The organism is Pseudomonas sp. NPDC089752 (assembly GCF_044748725.1).
Lineage (GTDB): Bacteria > Pseudomonadota > Gammaproteobacteria > Pseudomonadales > Pseudomonadaceae > Aquipseudomonas.
In genome coordinates, this window is the sequence record NZ_JBIVGP010000004.1 from 1 (window position 1) to 16,908 (window position 16,908).

At 63.5% G+C, this 16,908-nt stretch carries 14 protein-coding genes; 4 read left to right on the forward strand and 10 right to left on the reverse strand.

What is annotated here, in order from left to right; all coding sequences use genetic code 11:
• The first annotated feature begins 236 nt into the window (after positions 1–236).
• From xseA to leuA, 3 genes are all read left to right on the forward strand, one after another.
• Positions 237–1,616, forward strand: a complete 1,380-nt coding sequence (gene xseA, locus ACIPZF_RS07455; protein WP_400797156.1) for an exodeoxyribonuclease VII large subunit — start codon at positions 237–239, stop codon at positions 1,614–1,616.
• Positions 1,617–1,619: 3 nt separating this feature from the next.
• A complete protein-coding gene (locus ACIPZF_RS07460; RefSeq protein ID WP_400797159.1) occupies positions 1,620–2,447 on the forward strand; it encodes a peptidoglycan DD-metalloendopeptidase family protein in 828 nt (275 codons plus the stop codon).
• 421 nt (positions 2,448–2,868) lie between these two features.
• The gene (gene leuA / locus ACIPZF_RS07465) at positions 2,869–4,542 is read left to right on the forward strand and encodes a 2-isopropylmalate synthase (protein WP_400797162.1); all 1,674 of its coding nucleotides are present in this window, start codon (positions 2,869–2,871) and stop codon (positions 4,540–4,542) included.
• Positions 4,543–4,774: 232 nt separating this feature from the next.
• On the opposite strand, the gene ACIPZF_RS07470 is transcribed toward leuA, so the two are convergent.
• The 3 genes from ACIPZF_RS07470 to zwf are packed head-to-tail and all read right to left on the reverse strand — an operon-like array spanning position 4,775 to position 7,636.
• Positions 4,775–5,449, reverse strand: a complete 675-nt coding sequence (locus ACIPZF_RS07470; RefSeq protein WP_400797165.1) for a bifunctional 4-hydroxy-2-oxoglutarate aldolase/2-dehydro-3-deoxy-phosphogluconate aldolase — start codon at positions 5,447–5,449, stop codon at positions 4,775–4,777.
• A 17-nt stretch (positions 5,450–5,466) separates the two neighbouring features.
• A complete protein-coding gene (gene pgl, locus ACIPZF_RS07475; RefSeq protein WP_400797167.1) occupies positions 5,467–6,180 on the reverse strand; it encodes a 6-phosphogluconolactonase in 714 nt (237 codons plus the stop codon).
• Positions 6,167–7,636 carry a glucose-6-phosphate dehydrogenase gene (zwf, locus tag ACIPZF_RS07480; RefSeq protein WP_400797170.1) on the reverse strand — a complete coding sequence of 490 codons (1,470 nt, stop codon included), beginning with the start codon at positions 7,634–7,636 and terminating at the stop codon, positions 6,167–6,169. Before zwf ends, pgl begins: the two co-directional genes overlap by 14 nt.
• A 211-nt stretch (positions 7,637–7,847) precedes the next feature.
• Between zwf and hexR the strand changes: the two genes are divergently transcribed.
• Positions 7,848–8,711, forward strand: coding sequence for a DNA-binding transcriptional regulator HexR (hexR, locus tag ACIPZF_RS07485; RefSeq protein ID WP_400798063.1), 864 nt, complete (start codon positions 7,848–7,850; stop codon positions 8,709–8,711).
• Here hexR and ACIPZF_RS07490 read toward each other — a convergent pair.
• The 7 genes from ACIPZF_RS07490 to ACIPZF_RS07520 all read right to left on the reverse strand — a co-directional run bounded on the left by ACIPZF_RS07490 (position 8,704) and on the right by ACIPZF_RS07520 (position 16,698).
• Positions 8,704–9,558 carry a D-hexose-6-phosphate mutarotase gene (locus tag ACIPZF_RS07490; RefSeq protein WP_400797172.1) on the reverse strand — a complete coding sequence of 285 codons (855 nt, stop codon included), beginning with the start codon at positions 9,556–9,558 and terminating at the stop codon, positions 8,704–8,706. The genes hexR and ACIPZF_RS07490 overlap by 8 nt on opposite strands.
• A gap of 117 nt (positions 9,559–9,675) precedes the next feature.
• Positions 9,676–11,019: a carbohydrate porin gene (locus ACIPZF_RS07495; protein ID WP_400797175.1), complete on the reverse strand. Its 1,344-nt coding sequence runs from the start codon at positions 11,017–11,019 to the stop codon at positions 9,676–9,678.
• Positions 11,020–11,060: 41 nt separating this feature from the next.
• Entirely contained in the window at positions 11,061–12,215 is a 1,155-nt protein-coding gene (locus ACIPZF_RS07500; RefSeq protein WP_400797178.1) for an ABC transporter ATP-binding protein, read from the reverse strand.
• 3 nt (positions 12,216–12,218) lie between these two features.
• A complete protein-coding gene (locus ACIPZF_RS07505; RefSeq protein ID WP_400797181.1) occupies positions 12,219–13,064 on the reverse strand; it encodes a carbohydrate ABC transporter permease in 846 nt (281 codons plus the stop codon).
• Positions 13,057–13,965 (reverse strand): carbohydrate ABC transporter permease, encoded by a 909-nt coding sequence (locus ACIPZF_RS07510; RefSeq protein WP_400797183.1) that lies wholly within the window; start codon positions 13,963–13,965, stop codon positions 13,057–13,059. The genes ACIPZF_RS07505 and ACIPZF_RS07510 overlap by 8 nt, the downstream gene beginning before the upstream one ends.
• A 133-nt stretch (positions 13,966–14,098) precedes the next feature.
• On the reverse strand, positions 14,099–15,385 hold the full coding sequence (locus ACIPZF_RS07515; RefSeq protein WP_400797186.1) for an ABC transporter substrate-binding protein: 1,287 nt from the start codon (positions 15,383–15,385) through the stop codon (positions 14,099–14,101).
• A gap of 104 nt (positions 15,386–15,489) precedes the next feature.
• Positions 15,490–16,698 (reverse strand): AGE family epimerase/isomerase, encoded by a 1,209-nt coding sequence (locus ACIPZF_RS07520; protein WP_400797188.1) that lies wholly within the window; start codon positions 16,696–16,698, stop codon positions 15,490–15,492.
• Positions 16,699–16,908 lie beyond the last annotated feature (210 nt).

The window sequence follows — 16,908 nt, forward strand, 5'->3', positions numbered from 1 at the left end:
TTGTGCTCCCACTCGTGCTCGTGGCACCTGCGGCACTCAGCTTGTCATTCACCGCTCTCACTCCAGATTCTAATCCCCCTTCAAGACACAAGCGGGCTTGCCCCGCGAAGCGCCGCGCGGGCGGCGCTTGATCTCACAGGCACTGAAGTTGTCATGGCATGCACTTGGCAGCCCTGCTGCAATCCCTTTAATACACAACCCTGGCACACCCCGCGTTGCCCCCTTATCATGCCCCCATGATCAAAGACCCCTTCGAACGACTCGGCCTGGACCGCGAGGTCCTCACCGTCAGCCAGCTCAACGGCCGCGCACGGGTGCTGCTGGAAGACGTATTCCGCAGCGTCTGGGTGGAAGGCGAAATCTCCAACCTCGCCCGCCCGGCCTCCGGCCACATGTACTTCACCCTCAAAGACAGCGGCGCCCAGGTACGCTGTGCGCTGTTCCGGCAGAACGCCACGCGGGTGCGCCAGGCCCTGCGTGACGGCCTGGCGGTGCGGGTGCGCGGCAAGGTATCGTTGTTCGAAGGACGCGGCGACTATCAGCTGATCCTCGACACCGTCGAACCGGCCGGTGACGGCGCCCTTCGCCTGGCTTTCGAGGCGCTGAAGGAAAAGCTCGGCGCCGAGGGCCTGTTCAGTGCCGAGCGCAAGCGGCCGCTGCCGGCCCACCCGCAACGCATCGGCATCATCACCTCGCCCACCGGCGCGGTGATCCGCGACATCATCAGCGTGTTCCGCCGCCGCGCGCCGCAGGTCGAGCTGAACCTGATACCCACCGCCGTGCAGGGCCGCGAGGCCATCAAGCAGATCGTCCGCGCCCTGCAACTGGCCGACAGCCGCGGCTTCGATGCGCTGATCCTGGCCCGCGGCGGCGGCTCGCTGGAAGATTTGTGGTGTTTCAACGAAGAAGCCGTGGCGCGCGCCGTGGCGGCCTGCGTCACGCCCATCGTCAGCGCCGTGGGCCATGAGACCGATGTGTCGATCAGCGACTTCGTCGCCGACGTGCGCGCCCCTACGCCATCGGCCGCCGCCGAACTGCTGGCCCCCGACAACAGCGGCCTGCAGCAGCGCCTCGACGGCCTGCAGCGGCGCCTGCTGTTGCGCATGCAAAACCGCCTGGCCCACGACCGCTTGCGCCTGGATTCGCTGACACGGCGCCTGCGACACCCCGGCGAACGGCTGCGCCAACAGGCCCAGCGCCTGGACGACCTGGACATGCGGCTGCGCCGAGCGTTCATGCTCAATCTCAACCAGCGCCGCGAACGCCTGGCTCGCCTGGACACGCGCCTGGCCGCGCAGCACCCGGGGCGCACCCTGAAACTGCTCGGCCATCGCCTGGACAGCCTCGCCGAACGCCTGCCAAAGGCCATGCGCGATGTGCTCAAGGACCGCCGCCAACGCTTCCAGGCCCAGCTGCAGACCTTGCAGGTAGTCAGCCCGCTGGCGACCCTGGCGCGCGGCTACAGCATCCTCCTCGACGAGCATGGCCAGGCCATCCGCAGCGCCGAGCAGACTCGCAACGGCCAGCGCCTGACCGCGCGCCTCAACGAAGGCGAGCTGCAGGTGCGGGTCGAGGACAACCACCTGACCCCGGTCACCCTTTCCCTACTGGACTGACACATGCCCCGCCTGTTCGCGCCCCTGCTTGCCCTTTCCCTGATGCTGCTGGCCGGCGCTGCCCAGGCCAGCTACATCACCCGCACCCTGAACAAACCGGTGCCCGGCGGCGTCGCTGTGGTCGACCTTGGCCCTGCGGCCACGGCGCCGAGCGCACGCTTCGATGGCAAGCCGGTGCTGGTAGTGAAAGAGCAGGACAACTGGTTGGCCATCGTCGGCATCCCGCTGACCCAGAAACCCGGCACTGCCACACTGACCCAAGGCAGTCGCAACCTGCCGTTCAGCGTGGGCAGCAAGAAATACCCCGAGCAGCACATCACCCTGAAGAACAAGCGCCAGGTCAACCCCGACCCGGCCGACCTCAAGCGCATCGACCGTGAGCTGGCCGAGCAGATCAAGGCCTACCGCAGCTTCAGCCCGAACCTGCCGAGCAACCTGGTGCTCGACAAGCCAGTCAGCGGCCCGCTGTCGAGCAAGTTCGGTGTGCGCCGTTTCTTCAACGGCGAGGAACGCAACCCGCATGCAGGTCTGGACTTCGCGGTGCCTGCCGGCACCCCGATCAAGACTCCGGCCAATGGCAAGGTGATCCTGGTCGGCGATTACTTCTTCAATGGCCGCACGGTGTTCGTCGACCACGGCCAGGGCTTTATCAGCATGTTCTGCCACATGTCGAAGATCGACGTGAATGTGGGGCAACAGCTGCGTCGTGGCGATGTGGTCGGGCGAGTGGGATCGACCGGGCGCGCGACGGGGCCGCACATGCACTGGAACGTCAGCCTCAATGACGCGCGGGTGGATCCAGCAATCTTTATCGGCGCGTTCCAGCCTTAGAATTGGTGCGGCCTCTTCGCGGGCAAGCCCGCTCCCACAGGGATCTGCAGCGCTGCCGAGCTTGTGGGAGCGGGCTTGCCCGCGAAGAGGCCGGCACATTCATCATCACTTCCCTTGTCTTGCGCCATCAAAAAAGTCAGCGCAAAAACCTCTAAGCCTTAAAAGATTAAGCGCTACAAAATCTCGCAATCTGGATTTTTTTAAGCATTTATCTCAATTTCTTTCGAACGCTTGCCATCCCTCACCTCTCTGGTTAGGGTTGAAGGCATGAAAACCTTCAGCACCCTCATCCTGCTCCGACAACATCGCAGCCTCTGCCTGGTCAGCGCCCGACTACCAGGTTGAATCGCGTCGCCTCGCCCTTTCATCTTGTTACAGCTCGGCAGGCCCGATCTCGGCCGCACACAAAAGGATTGCTTCCATGACCATGCTCAAAGACCCATCGAAGAAGTACCGCGCTTTCCCGACCATCGACCTGCCTGACCGTACCTGGCCGTCGAAGACCATCACCGAAGCGCCGATCTGGTGCAGCTCGGACCTGCGTGATGGCAACCAGTCGCTGATCGAGCCGATGGACTCGGAGAAGAAGCTGCGCTTCTGGAAGACCCTGGTGCAGGTTGGCGTGAAGGAAATCGAAGCCTCGTTCCCGTCCGCCTCGCAGACCGATTTCGACTTCGTGCGCAGCCTGATCGAAGACGGCCACATCCCGGACGACACCACCATCCAGGTGCTCACCCAGGCCCGTGAAGACCTGATCGCGCGCACCTTCGAATCGCTGCGCGGGGCCAAGAAGGCCATCGTCCACCTGTACAACGCCACCTGCCCGTCGTTCCGCCGCATCGTCTTCAATCAGGACAAGCAAGGCGTGAAGGACATCGCGGTGAACGCGGCCAAGCTGTTCGTCAAATATGCCGCACAGCAGCCGGAAACCCAGTGGACCTTCCAGTACTCGCCAGAAACCTTCAGCGCCACCGAACTGGAGTTCGCCAAGGAAGTCTGCGACGCGGTGATCGAGGTGTGGAACCCGACACCTGAGCACAAGGTCATCCTCAACCTGCCGGCCACCGTGGAAGTCGCCACGCCAAACATCTACGCCGACCAAATCGAGTGGTTCTGCCGCAACGTCAGCCGCCGGGACAGCGTGATCATCAGCCTGCACTGCCACAACGACCGCGGCACCGGCATCGCCGCCACCGAGCTGGGCCTGATGGCCGGCGCCGACCGCGCCGAAGGCTGCCTGTTCGGCAACGGCGAACGTACCGGCAACGTCGACCTGGTGACCCTGGCGCTGAACCTCTACACCCAGGGCATCGACCCAGGGCTGGACTTCTCCGACATCGACGGTGTGCGCAAGGTCGTCGAAGAGTGCAACCAGCTGCCCGTGCACCCGCGTCACCCGTATGTCGGTGACCTGGTTCACACTGCATTCTCCGGCTCGCACCAGGACGCCATCCGCAAGGGCTTCGCCAAGCAGCAGGACGGCGAACTGTGGGAAGTGCCGTACCTGCCGATCGACCCGGCCGACATCGGCCGCAGCTACGAGGCGGTGATCCGCGTCAACAGCCAGTCGGGCAAAGGCGGCATCACTTACCTGCTCGAACAGGAATACGGCATCAGCCTGCCGCGCCGCATGCAGATCGAATTCAGCCAGGTAGTGCAGGGCGAAACCGATCGCCTCGGCCTGGAAATGACCGCCCAGCAGATCTACAGCCTGCTGCACAAGGAATACCTCCAGGCCAACAGCCCGTACGCGCTGGTCAGCCACCGCCTGCAGGAAGAAAACGGCCACAGCGCGGTGGAAGTGGAAGTCGCTGGCGAAGGCGAAACCACCCTGCACTGGCGCGGCAAAGGCAACGGCGCGCTGGAAGCCTTGGTGGCCGGTTTGCCGATCGCCGTGGAGATCATGGACTACAACGAGCACGCCATCGGTGCCGGCACCAACGCCAAGGCGGCGGCCTATATCGAACTGCGCGTGGCCGGTGGTCGTCCAGTGCATGGTGTGGGTATCGATGAGAACATCACAACGGCCAGCTTCAAGGCACTGTTCAGTGCGCTGAATCGCTCGCTGAGCCAGCAGGAAGCCAAGGCGGCGTAAGCTTTGAAATGATGGTCAGAAGCCCGCATCCATGATGCGGGCTTTTTTATTGCCTGTGCGGGCCTCTTCGCGGGGCAAGCCCGCTCCCACAGGGGTGGATTGCAGTAAGCTCACTGTGGGAGCGGGCTTGCCCCGCGAAGAGGCCGGCACTGGCAACACAAAAATTACAGGCAAAAAAAATGGGCGCCGACCAAGCGCCCCATAAGCCGTAAAGCACACAACAAATTCAGTTTCAGTCCAGCAGCGCCATCGCCTCGGCGCTACACGCCTCGATCCGCGCCCAGTCGCCGTTCCTGATCCAGCTGCTGTCGAGCATCCAGGTCCCACCTACACACATCACATTGGGCAAGGCCATGTAGTTGCGCACGTTGGCCGGGTTGACCCCGCCAGTCGGGCAGAAGCGGATATCGCCAAACGGGCCGCCAAAGGCCTTTATCGCCGCAACGCCGCCGCTGATTTCTGCCGGAAACAGCTTGAACCGCCGATAACCCAGCGCATAACCCATCATGATTTCCGACGGCGTGCTGATCCCCGGCAGCAGCGGGATATCGCTGTCCACACCCGCTTCGAGAATGTCCTGGGTGATGCCCGGGGTTACCACGAACTGCGCGCCTGCGGCTTCGACCGCTGCATACATGCCACGATCGAGCACGGTACCGGCACCCACGCACAGCTCCGGGCGCTGCTCACGCAGCACCTGGATGGCCTTGAGGCCATGCTGCGAGCGCAAGGTCACTTCCAGGGTGCGGATGCCGCCAGCGGCCAGGGCGTCGGCCAGGGGCAGGATGTCTTCCTCACGGGCGATGGTGATCACCGGCAGGATGCGCGCCGCACCGCAGATGGCATCGATGCGGTCGGCTTTCTCGGCCATCGACAGCAGAGGCTGTGGGCGTTCAAGGGTGGTCATGACAGTGGATCCTTTGCTCATGGGCACCAGTAGATGCTCAAGGGGTCGTGAAGAAAGGCGCGAATCGGCATTTCGTTAAGGTCGTTGCCCGCCAAAGCAGCGCGCAGAGTAGCGAGTTTGCCTGGGCCCTGTACCGACAGTGCGATGAAGGCGGCGCTGGCCAGCAGCGAGCGGGACAGCGACAGGCGCTGGTGCGGCACGCTCGGCGCCAGCATCGGCAGGCAGCGGCGTTTGCTGTTCAGGTCGAGGCCTTCGGCCAGGTTCGGGCTGTTGGGGAACAGCGACGCGGTATGGCCATCGTCGCCCATGCCCAGCACCAGCACATCGATGGCCGGCAGCTCGGCCAAGGCCTGGTCCGCTTTCGCTGCGGCAGCGTCGAGGTTTTCCGCCTGCTGATACAGGCTGACAAAGCGCGCCTTGGCTGCTGCCCCCTGGAACAGGTGGCGGGCCAGCAGGCCGGCGTTACTGTCGGCGTGTTCCACCGGCACCCAGCGCTCGTCGGCCAGGCTGACGGTCACCTTCGACCAGTCCAGCACCTCAGTTGCCAGTTTTTCGAGGAACGGCACCGGGCTGCGGCCACCGGACAGCACCAGGCAGGCCTGGCCTTTCGCGGCAATGGCTGCACGCAAGCGCTCGGCCACATCAGCGGCCAGCTTTACCGAAAGCGCCTTGGCATCCACCAATGAATGCGCTGTAACGCTCTGCGGCAATTGAAGTTCAGATATCCCCATACCACGCCCTCCCATCACGTGTAATCAATGCAATCGAGCTCATTGGCCCCCAGGACCCGGCCGCATAAGGCTTGGGTGCATCACCCGCGCTCTGCCAGCCGGCGATCAGCTGGTCGCACCACTTCCAGGCATATTCGATTTCGTCCTTGCGCACGAACAGGTTCTGGTTGCCGCGCATCACTTCCAGCAGCAAGCGTTCGTAGGCATCCGGAATGCGCGCGGTGCGCCAGGTGTCGGAAAAATTCAGCTGCAACGGGCCGCTGCGCAGTTGCATGCCTTTATCCAGGCCCTGCTCCTTGGTCATCACCCGCAACGAAATACCCTCGCTCGGTTGCAGGCGAATGATCAGCTTGTTGCCGACCTGCAGGCGCTGCTCCGGGGCGAAGATGTAGTGCGGTGTTTCCTTGAAGTGGATGACGATCTGCGACAGTTTCTGCGGCATGCGCTTGCCGGTGCGCAGGTAGAACGGCACGCCCGACCAGCGCCAGTTGCGGATGTCGGCGCGCAGAGCGACGAAGGTTTCAGTGTCGCTCTGGGCGTTGGCGTTGTCTTCTTCCAGGTAGCCCGGCACCGGCTTGCCATCGCTGTAGCCGGCGATGTACTGGCCGCGCACTACGCGGGTGCTCAGCCCCTCGCCGGTGATCGGCGCAAGCGCCTTGAGCACCTTGACCTTCTCGTCCCGAATACTGTCGGCAGACAGCTCGCTTGGCGGGTCCATGGCGATCAGGCACAGCAGCTGCAGCAGGTGGTTCTGGATCATGTCGCGCAGCTGGCCGGCCTTGTCGAAATAGCCCCAGCGGCCTTCGATGCCGACCTTCTCGGCGACGGTGATCTCCACGTGGGAGATCGAGTTCTGGTTCCACTGGGTTTCGAACAGGCTGTTGGCGAAGCGCAGTGCGATCAGGTTCTGCACCGTCTCCTTACCCAGGTAATGGTCGATGCGATAAACCCGGCTTTCCGGGAAGAAGCGCGCCACGGCATCGTTGACCCGGCGCGACGACTCCAGGTCGTGGCCGATGGGTTTTTCCAGCACGACCCGAGTGCGTGAGGCCAGGCCAGCCTGGTCGAGGTTCTCGCAGATCGCGCCGTACACGGCCGCCGCTGTGGCGAAATAGGCAATCAACGGCAGTTCCGCAGGCGCCTGCTCGGCCAACGCCCGGTAGCCCTCCGGTTGCAGGAAATCCAGATGCTGATAACTCAGGCGTCCAAGAAATCGCCCCAGCGCCGCAGGCTCGATGTCGTCTTCAGCCACGTGCTTGCGCAGATGGGCCTCGATACTCTGCAAATGCTCCTGGGCGCTGCCCGGCTCGCGAGCCAGCGCCAACAGCCGGGTGTCCGCGTGCAACAAATTGGCGCGGTCGAGCTGGTAAAGCGCAGGAAACAGCTTGCGCAACGCCAGGTCGCCGAGGGCGCCAAACAGGGCAAAGGTGCAGGGTTCGACACTGATCGCTGCCATGATGTTGGTTCTTTCCTAAAGTTGGTCTAGGAATACCGCTTTCACTTACGGTTTTCAAGGAATAATGTAGTAAAAACCACAACATTACACACATGTGTTACAGACAAGTGGTGCGCCACCCGTACCGCCAGTACGATAGACGACCGTGCAAAAAGCCTGCTGCTGCGGCAGCCGGCTGTCTTCCCGACCCAAGGAAACACCCATGGACCGCGTGCGAAACCTCCTGGAACAGATCCAGGGACGCCTCGACGAGCTGAACAAGGCCGAACGCAAAGTCGCCGAAGTCATCCTGCTCAACCCGCAACAAGCCACCCGCTTCAGCATTGCCGCGCTGGCCCAGGCGGCCAAGGTCAGCGAGCCGACCGTCAACCGCTTCTGCCGCTCGTTCGGCGTCAGCGGCTACCCTGAGCTCAAGCTGCAACTGGCGCAGAGCCTGGCCAGCGGCGCCGCCTACGTCAGCCGCGCGGTGGAAGCCGACGACGACCCGGCGGCCTACACCCAGAAAATCTTCGCCAGTGCCATCGCCTCGCTCGACAGTGCCTGCCAGCAGCTCGACCCGCAACAGGTCAGCCGCGCCGTGGACATGATGATCCAGGCCCGGCAGATCCATTTCTTCGGCCTCGGCGCCTCGGCCCCGGTGGCCCTGGACGCGCAGCACAAGTTCTTCCGCTTCAACCTGGCGGTGTCGGCCCATGCCGATGTGCTGATGCAGCGCATGCTGGCCTCGGTGGCGCACACCGGCGACCTGTTCGTCATCATCTCCTACACCGGCCGCACCCGCGAACTGGTCGAGGTGGCGCGTCTGGCCCGCGAGAACGGCGCCTCGGTGCTCGGCCTGACCGCTGCCGGTTCGCCGCTGGCCCAGGCCTGCAGCCTGAGCCTGCACATTCCGCTGCCCGAAGACACCGACATCTACATGCCGATGACTTCGCGGATCATCCAGCTGACCGTGCTCGACGTCTTGGCCACCGGCATGACCCTGCGCCGGGGCGTGGACTTCCAGCCGCACCTGCGCAAGATCAAGGAGAGCCTGAACGCCAGCCGCTACCCGGTCGAGGACGACGAACTCAGCTGAGCCGATGCGCCTGCAGCCGCAAGTGGGCGCGCTGCCCCGGCGCCAGGCTCAGGCCCTCGCCACTGCCGCTGGCCGCCTCGACGCAGACGAAGCCCTGACTTTCACGCCCGCTCACGCCCATCAGCGGCCGGTTACCGGGGTGCCAGACCACGGTGTCGTCGCTGTCACCGGTGTCGATGCACAGCTCGCGCTGCCAAGCAGGATCCTGCAGCTGCACCCTTGGCGTGCCGGGGTAGACCTTCTGGCAGCCGCCCTTGACTGTCAAGGCACCATCCTGGCGGCAGGCCTGCCGGTTCAAGCGATCGTAACCCTCGATATCTTCAAGCCCAGACAGCGCTATCTCGGACACGTCACTGATTCGCCAATAGGCCAGCAGCGCATGACTCAACTGGCAGGGTTCGCTGTCCTGATGCTCGGTGCTCAGGCTCAGCTCCATGCGGCTGCCCAGCCGAGCGTGCAAGTCGACCTGCCAGTCGCACAGGTCCAGGCGCCACTTCAGGCTCACGCCCTCCTCGTCCTCGCGGCTGTCGACAAGCTTCCAGTCCAGCAAACGTGCCCAGCCGTGCGCCGGCCACAAGTCTTCGCTGGGATGACGGCCGTACCACGGCCAGCACACCGGCACGCCACCCCGGATCGCCCCCACCTGCGGCCACTGCTCGGCACACCACAGCCAGGGCCGCTCGCCGGTCGGCTGGAAGTGCAGCAACTGCGCGCCCTGGCGGCTGAACACCGCCTGGCATTGGGGGTGATCGATGATCAGTACATCGCGCTGCTGGTAACGCTCCCACTCGAATGTCGGCCTTGGCCTCTGTGCGGAAAAGAAGCGATGGAGCGGATGTTCAGGCATGGTTCAGAGCTCTTGTTGTTTGAGATAGCGCTGTCTCGACCTATCCCCGACAACCACTGCAAGCCAGTGGGTGCCGGGAGCCGATAGTGGATTGGCGTAAATTTACAACAATTGGCCTCAGAATGACGACTGAATCTTCAAGCCAGCGACCAGCGCGTTGTCCACCTCATCCACCCCGCCGGGGCTCTTGATGTATTGCAGGTTAGGGCGAACGGTCAGCCAGTTGGTGACGTGGAAGCCGTAGTACAGCTCGGCGTTGTACTCGGTGCGCTGCAGCGGCACGAAGCCTGGGTTGTCGTAATCGTTGATGCCACTCTGCGCATTGAGCTGTTCGGCGCGCTTCTTCACGTCGTCGTTCACGTGGATGCGGGCCACGCCGAAGCCGATGTCGTCCTTGGGCCGAGCATCGAATGCGCCCTTGTAGACCAGGCCGACCTGCTGGTAGTTGTCGACCACGTTGGTGGCCTTGTCATGCACGGTGAAGTTGGCGAACAGGCTGAGGCCGCGGCTGGCATCGCCACCATGAGCCGTCACCTGCTGCTGCGCGACCACCCACCAGCCGTGCTTGCTGGAGTGTGATTTGAAGCCGGCGCCGCTGATCCCTTGCGGGTTGCCATTGATGTCTTCGTAGACGTCTTCAGCGTCGGCAGTGCTGTAGTAATAACCCAGGCGGTACTCGCCCGGCAGGCCATTGACCTGCGGCGACCACACCGCCTCCACCGGCAGGATCGCGCCTTTGGTGCCGCTGCCGCTGAGCTTGAAGCCGTTGCCGGTTTCCAGGTTCGACGGGTTCTGCTCGAAAGCGCCGACCTGGACGAAGAATTCCGGCGTGATGTTGTACTTGACCCGCAGTGCCCATTGGCTGACGGGCCAGTTGTACCAGATGCCGCCGACCCAGTTGCCCACCTGCGAGCCGCAGAAGGCCAGGTTCTGGAAATCGCAGGGGAAGCTGTTGAAGTCCTCGCCCTCGCCGAAGCGGCCGAATTTCACATCCAGGGCACCGTCGAAGTACTTCTGCTTGATCCACATCTGGGTCAGCCGCCAGGTCTGGCCGCGCCCCCACACTTCCTGCACCGAACTGAACTGGCCGGCACGCGGGTCGCTGATGCGGTCGTTGGACAGGTTGCGGCCGCTGCGCTCGGTGATCGCCAATTTGAACTCGGCATCGTGCCAGCCGAAGATCTTCTGCAGGTCCAGGTGCGCGCCCAGGGCGAACTGGTCGCTGTAGCGCGCGGTCTTGTCGTCGTTGTAGCCGCCATTGAGGTTGCCGGCCACCTCGCCCACATAGTCGAGGGTGAAGTCATAGCCTTTTTCCAGCAGCTCGGTGCGGGCGCCGCCCCAGTCGCCGGTCATCCATTTCGACTCGCTGGAGAAGGCCTCGGCGGCCTGAGCCCCGCTGCTGCCGACCACGGCAAGCAAGGCCAGTGAGCCCAAGGTCTTGATGCGATTGCGCTGTTCCATCCCTTTGCGTCCTCTTTTTTCTTATTGATGGTGTAGACGATTCAACGGCCCTTGAGGCGGGTGACGTTGTCCTTCACTGAAGCGTTGGCAGTGTTGAGGTCCAGGCGCTCGCCGCTGGCGGCGTCGAACAGCAGCACCCGCGCCGGGTCGAATTGCAGGTTCAGGCTGTCGCCGACCCGACACGCCACGTCTGGCGCCAGGCGGCAGCACACCTTGGTCTGGTTGAGGGTGACGAATACCAGAAGGTCCGGCCCGGTCGGCTCGGTCACCTGTACCTCGGCGCGAATGCCCGGCAGGCCATTGCCCTCCCCCGTGCCCAGGGTGATTTGCTCGGGGCGGATGCCGAGGATGATCTCGCGCCCGTCCAGTTCGTCGCCGGCCACCCCCAACGGCAGCTCGCAACGCGCCTGGCCGCTGTCGAGCAGGGCCAGCAGGCAACCGTCCTGCTTGGCCAGGCGCACGGGAATGAAGTTCATTGGCGGCGAGCCGATGAAGCTGGCGACGAACTGGTTGGCCGGGTCGTTGTAGATCTGCTGCGGGGTGCCGAACTGCTGAATGATGCCGTCCTTCATCACCGCAACCTTGTCGCCCAGGGTCATGGCTTCGATCTGGTCGTGGGTGACGTACACCGTGGTGGTCTTCAGGCGCTGGTGCATCAGTTTCATTTCGGTGCGCATCTCGACCCGCAGCTTGGCGTCGAGGTTGGACAGCGGCTCGTCGAACAGGTAGATCTTCGGCCGCCGCGCCAACGCCCGGCCCATGGCCACGCGCTGCTGCTGGCCACCGGACAACTGCGCCGGCTTGCGCGCCAGCAGGTGCTCGATCTGCAGCAGTTTGGCCACCCTTGCGACTTCCTCCTCGATGGCCGCCTGCGGCATCTTGCGGATTTTCAGGCCAAACTCGATGTTCTCGCGCACCGTCATGGTCGGGTACAGCGCGTAGGACTGGAACACCATGGCGATGTCACGGTCCTTGGGGCTCATGCCGCTGACGTCCTGGTCATCGATCAGGATCGCGCCGCCGGTGATGTTCTCAAGGCCAGCGATACAGTTCATCAAGGTCGATTTGCCACAGCCCGAAGGGCCGACCAGGATCAGGAACTCGCCGTCCCTGATCGACAACTGGATGTCCTTGAGGGTGTCCGGCAGGCCGCTGCCATAGGTCTTGTTCACATTGCGAATTTCAAGCGTTGCCATGACTTACCCCTTGACGGCGCCGGCACTGAGGCCGCGGACGAAATACTTGCCTGCCACCACATAGACCAGCAGGGTTGGCAGGCCGGCGATCATCGCCGCCGCCATGTCGACGTTGTATTCCTTGGCCCCGGTGCTGGTGTTGACCAGGTTGTTCAGGGCCACGGTGATCGGTTGCGAATCGCCGCTGGAGAACACCACGCCAAACAGGAAGTCGTTCCAGATCTGGGTGAACTGCCAGATCAGGCAGACCATGATGATCGGCGTCGACATCGGCAGGATGATGCGGCGGAAGATGGTGAAGAACCCGGCACCGTCCAGGCGTGCGGCCTTGACCAGCGCATCGGGGATGCTCACGTAGAAGTTGCGGAAGAAAAGCGTGGTGAAGGCCAGGCCGTAGACCACATGCACCAGCACCAGGCCGGTGGTGGTGCTGGCCAGGCCCAGTTTGCCGAGGGTGAACGAGGCCGGCAGCAGGACGGTCTGGAACGGCAGGAAGCAGCCGAACAGCAGCAGCCCAAAAAACAGCTGCGAACCTCGGAACCGCCACATCGACAATACATAGCCGTTCAGCGCGCCAATGGCGGTGGAGATCAGCACCGCTGGCACGGTGATCATGATCGAGTTCCAGAAGTAGCCGCTCACCGTGCCCCAGGCTTTTACCCAGCCGATGCCGCTGACCACGGTCGGCCAGCTGAGCAGGTTGCCGGTGCTGATGTCCTCGGGGGTTTTGAAGCTGGTCAGCAGCATCACCACCAGCGGCACCAGGTACAGCAGCACGGCCAGCAGCAACACGGCATGGATGGCGATGCGGCTGAGGCTCAACGCCGGTTTGTCGGCAGGGCTATGCATGGCGTTTGCTCCTCAATTCCGAATACAGGTAAGGCACGAGGATCGCCAGAATCGCCCCGAGCATGAGGATGGCGCTGGCCGAGCCCATGCCCATCTGGCCGCGGCTGAAGGTGAATGAGTACATGAACATCGCCGGCAAGTCCGACGAATACCCTGGGCCACCGGCGGTCATCGCCGCCACCAGGTCGAAGCTTTTGATGGCGATGTGCGAGAGAATCATCAGCGAGCTGAAGAACACCGGGCGCAGGCTCGGCAGCACCACGGTCCAGTAGATGCGCGGCAGGCTGGCGCCATCCATTTGCGCAGCGCGGATGATCGACTGATCGACGCCGCGCAGGCCGGCGAGGAACATCGCCATGATGAAGCCCGAGGCCTGCCACACGGCGGCGATCACCAGGCAATACACCACCCGATCAGGGTCGATCAGCCAGTCCAGGCGAAAGCCTTCCCAGCCCCAGTCACGCAGCAGCTTGTCCAGGCCCATGCCGGGGTTGAGCAGCCACTTCCAGGCGGTGCCGGTGACGATCATCGACAATGCCATCGGGTAAAGGTAAATCGTGCGAATGAAGCCTTCGCGGCGGATGCGTTGATCGAGCAATACCGCCAGGAACACGCCGATGACCAGGCTGATGGCGATGAACAGGCCGCCGAATACCAGCAGGTTCTTGCTGGCGACCCACCAGCGGTCGTTGTCGAACAGCCGGGCGTACTGCGCCAGGCCGGCCCACTTGTAGGTCGGCAGGAAGGTCGAGGTGGTGAAGGAGAGGACGAAGGTCCACAGGATGTAGCCGTAGAAGCCCACCAGGACGATGAACATGCTCGGCGCCAGGACCAGCTTGGGTAGCCAGCGCTGCAGAGCGTCCAGGGGTGAGGCCCGCAGTTGGGCGGTGGTTGTGGTCATGGCGTAATCCAGAGAATGGGCGGTGCTGCGCACCGCTTCGCGGGTCAAGCCCGCTCCCACAGAATTCCCTACTCACCACAGGTTTCGGGCTAGACGCCGAACCTGTGGGAGCGGGCTTGCCCCGCGAAGAGGCCTACTTGGCCGACTTGATCGCCGCCGCCAGCTTCTTCGCCGCATCGGCAGGATCGGCCTTGGGGTCGTTGATGTAGTTGGTCACCACATCGAAGAATGCCCCCTGCACGGCCAGCGTAGTGGCCATGTTGTGCGCCATGCTCGGCTGCAGGCCACCGGTCTTGGCGTCGGCCATGAAGTCCTTGGCGGAAGCCTGGGCGCAGGCGTCGAAGCCATGGCTGTTCATGTCGGCGAGCATGTCGTTGCGCACCGGGATCGAACCCTTGTTGGTGCTGAAGACTTTCTGGAAGTCCTGGCCGAGCACCTTTCTGGCGATGTCCTGCTGGCCAGCGGCAGTGCCCTTGTCGTTCTGCTTGAACACCACCAGCGAGTCGATGTTGTACAGGAAGGCCTTTTCGGTACCGGGGAACGCGACACACTGGTAATCCTTGCCAGCGGTCTTCTTGGCCAGGGTCCATTCGCTCTTGGCCCAGTCGCCCATGATCTGCATGCCGGCCTTGCCGTTGATGACCTTGGCCGCTTCGAGGTTCCAGTCCTGGCCCTTGCCATCCGGGTCCATGTAGGTGGCGACCTTCTTCAGCTCGGTCAGCGACTTGACCATCTGCGGCCCGGTCAGGGCCGCCTCATCGAGGTCGACCAGCGCTTTCTTGTACCCATCCGCGCCCATCACCGACAGCACCACGCTTTCGAATACAGTGCTGTCCTGCCACGGCTGGCCGCCATGGGCGAGCGGTATGAAACCTGCGGCCTTGAGTTTGTCGGCAGCGGCGTAGAATTCGTCGAGGGTGGTCGGTGCCTTGTCGATGCCGGCCTTCTTGAAGACTTCGGGGTTGATCCACAGCCAGTTGATACGGTGGATGTTGACCGGCACGGCCACGTAGTCGCCTTCGTACTTCACGGTGTCGGCGACTTTCTTGTCGAGCAGCGTGTCCCACTTCTCTTCTTTGGCAACGTCCTTGAGCACCTCGGTATCGAGCAAGCCTGTAGACGCCCAATCCTGGATGTCCGGCCCTTTGATCTGAGCGACGCCTGGTGGGTTACCGGCCACAGCGCGGCTCTTGAGCACCGTCATGGCAGTGGCGCCACCGCCACCGGCAACGGCGCCGTCCTTCCAGGTGAAGCCGTCTTTCTCGACCTGGGCCTTGAGCACGTCGACAGCCGCTTTTTCGCCACCGGACGTCCACCAGTGCACCACCTCGACGCTGCCTTTGGAGTCGGCGGCGAAGGCACTGAGCGGGAACAGGGAAGCGAGAGATATCGCGGCAGCGAGGCGGAGAGTCGAATTCATCGGAATACCTTTCTTGTTGTTATGCCGGGCAAGTCGGTCGCTTGCATTGCATGGAGTCTAATCAGAGTGATCGCTGCGCCAGGTAACGAAGCGATGCGTGAATGTCATCGTTTGGTTACATTGCGCGCGAGCGCGGTGGCCAGGCTTGGCGCCAAGGGCAGCGTGGGCAGCAAAACGGCCTGGTAAGCGTGATAAAGGTCGGGCTTGCCAGCCCAGATCGTCGCGGCAGGTCGGTTGGCAGGGTCGAGTTCGTGGTGCCAACTGCCGGCTGCGCGGTCGATGAAGTGGGTGTCGATGAAATCCCAGAAGCAGCGGTACCAGCGCGCATACTCTGGCTCGCCGGTACGCCGCAACAGGGCAGCTGCGCTGGCGCAGGCTTCGGCGTGCACCCAGTGCAGGCGCTCGCGCACCTTCGGGTGGTTGTCCCAATCCAGGGTGTAGACGATGCCCTCGCCGCCGTCGACGTGCCAAGCCTGCTGACAGGCGCTGGCAAACAGACCACGGGCGCAGCCCAGCAGCCACTCCGGAGTATCCAGCCCGGCCAGGCGCCGCGCCGCCTCCAGGTGCAATACCAGCCGCGCCCATTCGAATGCATGCCCGGGTGTGGCGCCATAGGGCCGGAAGTGATCGGCGGGGTTATCCCGGTTGTAATCGAGCAAGGGTCGCCAGTGCACATCGAAATGCTCGACGACCCGGTAGTCATTGGCAGCGGCGTGGTCATGGATGATGCGCTCGACGATGCGCAGGGCGCGCTCCAGCCAGCACATATCGCCGGTGACATCCGCCAGGGCGAGGAACGCCTCGGTGGCGTGCATGTTGCTGTTGGCGCCACGGTACGCTTCAGGTCGCAACCAGTCGCTGGAGAAGGATTCGCGCAGCGCGCCCTCCTCCTCACTCCAGAAACGTTCCTCGATCACCCGGATCGCGTCCACCAGCAACCCTTGCGCACCCGATGCCCCCGCCACCACCGCGGAGCTGGCGGCCAGCGCGATGAAGGCGTGCAGGTAGGCTGCCTTGCCATCAATGCTGATCCAGCCACCGTGAATGGCGTCGTGCAAAGGCCCGCGCAGCGCCTGCACGCCATGCTCGACAAGCGTCAGGCAACCGGCTTCACCCTGAATATGCGCCAGGGCGAAGCTATGGGTCATGCGCGCGGTGATCAGGGTGTCGGCGACGGGCGACGGCGGCAACGCGCCCTGGACATCCAGGCCGGCGAAGCCGTCAGGGACTTGCGCGGCCTTGGCGAATGACAGCAGTCGTCTGCCTTCGGCGCTGAGCCAGGCGATATGTTCCGGGGAGTCGATGTAGTTCATGCACCCGCTACTTCCATGCCAGAGGTTTGCAGATTCTAGCCAGCCGTCCTGGCTGGGATGTCACGAAGGCCCGCGGGTATGTCACTGGTCAGTGACAAGTCAGGCCCTTTCGCGGGGCAGGCCCGCTCCCACAAATTCCCCACACACTTCAGGTTCAATGGCGATCCTGTGGGAGCGGGCTTGCCCCGCGAAAGGGCCTGCACTGACACA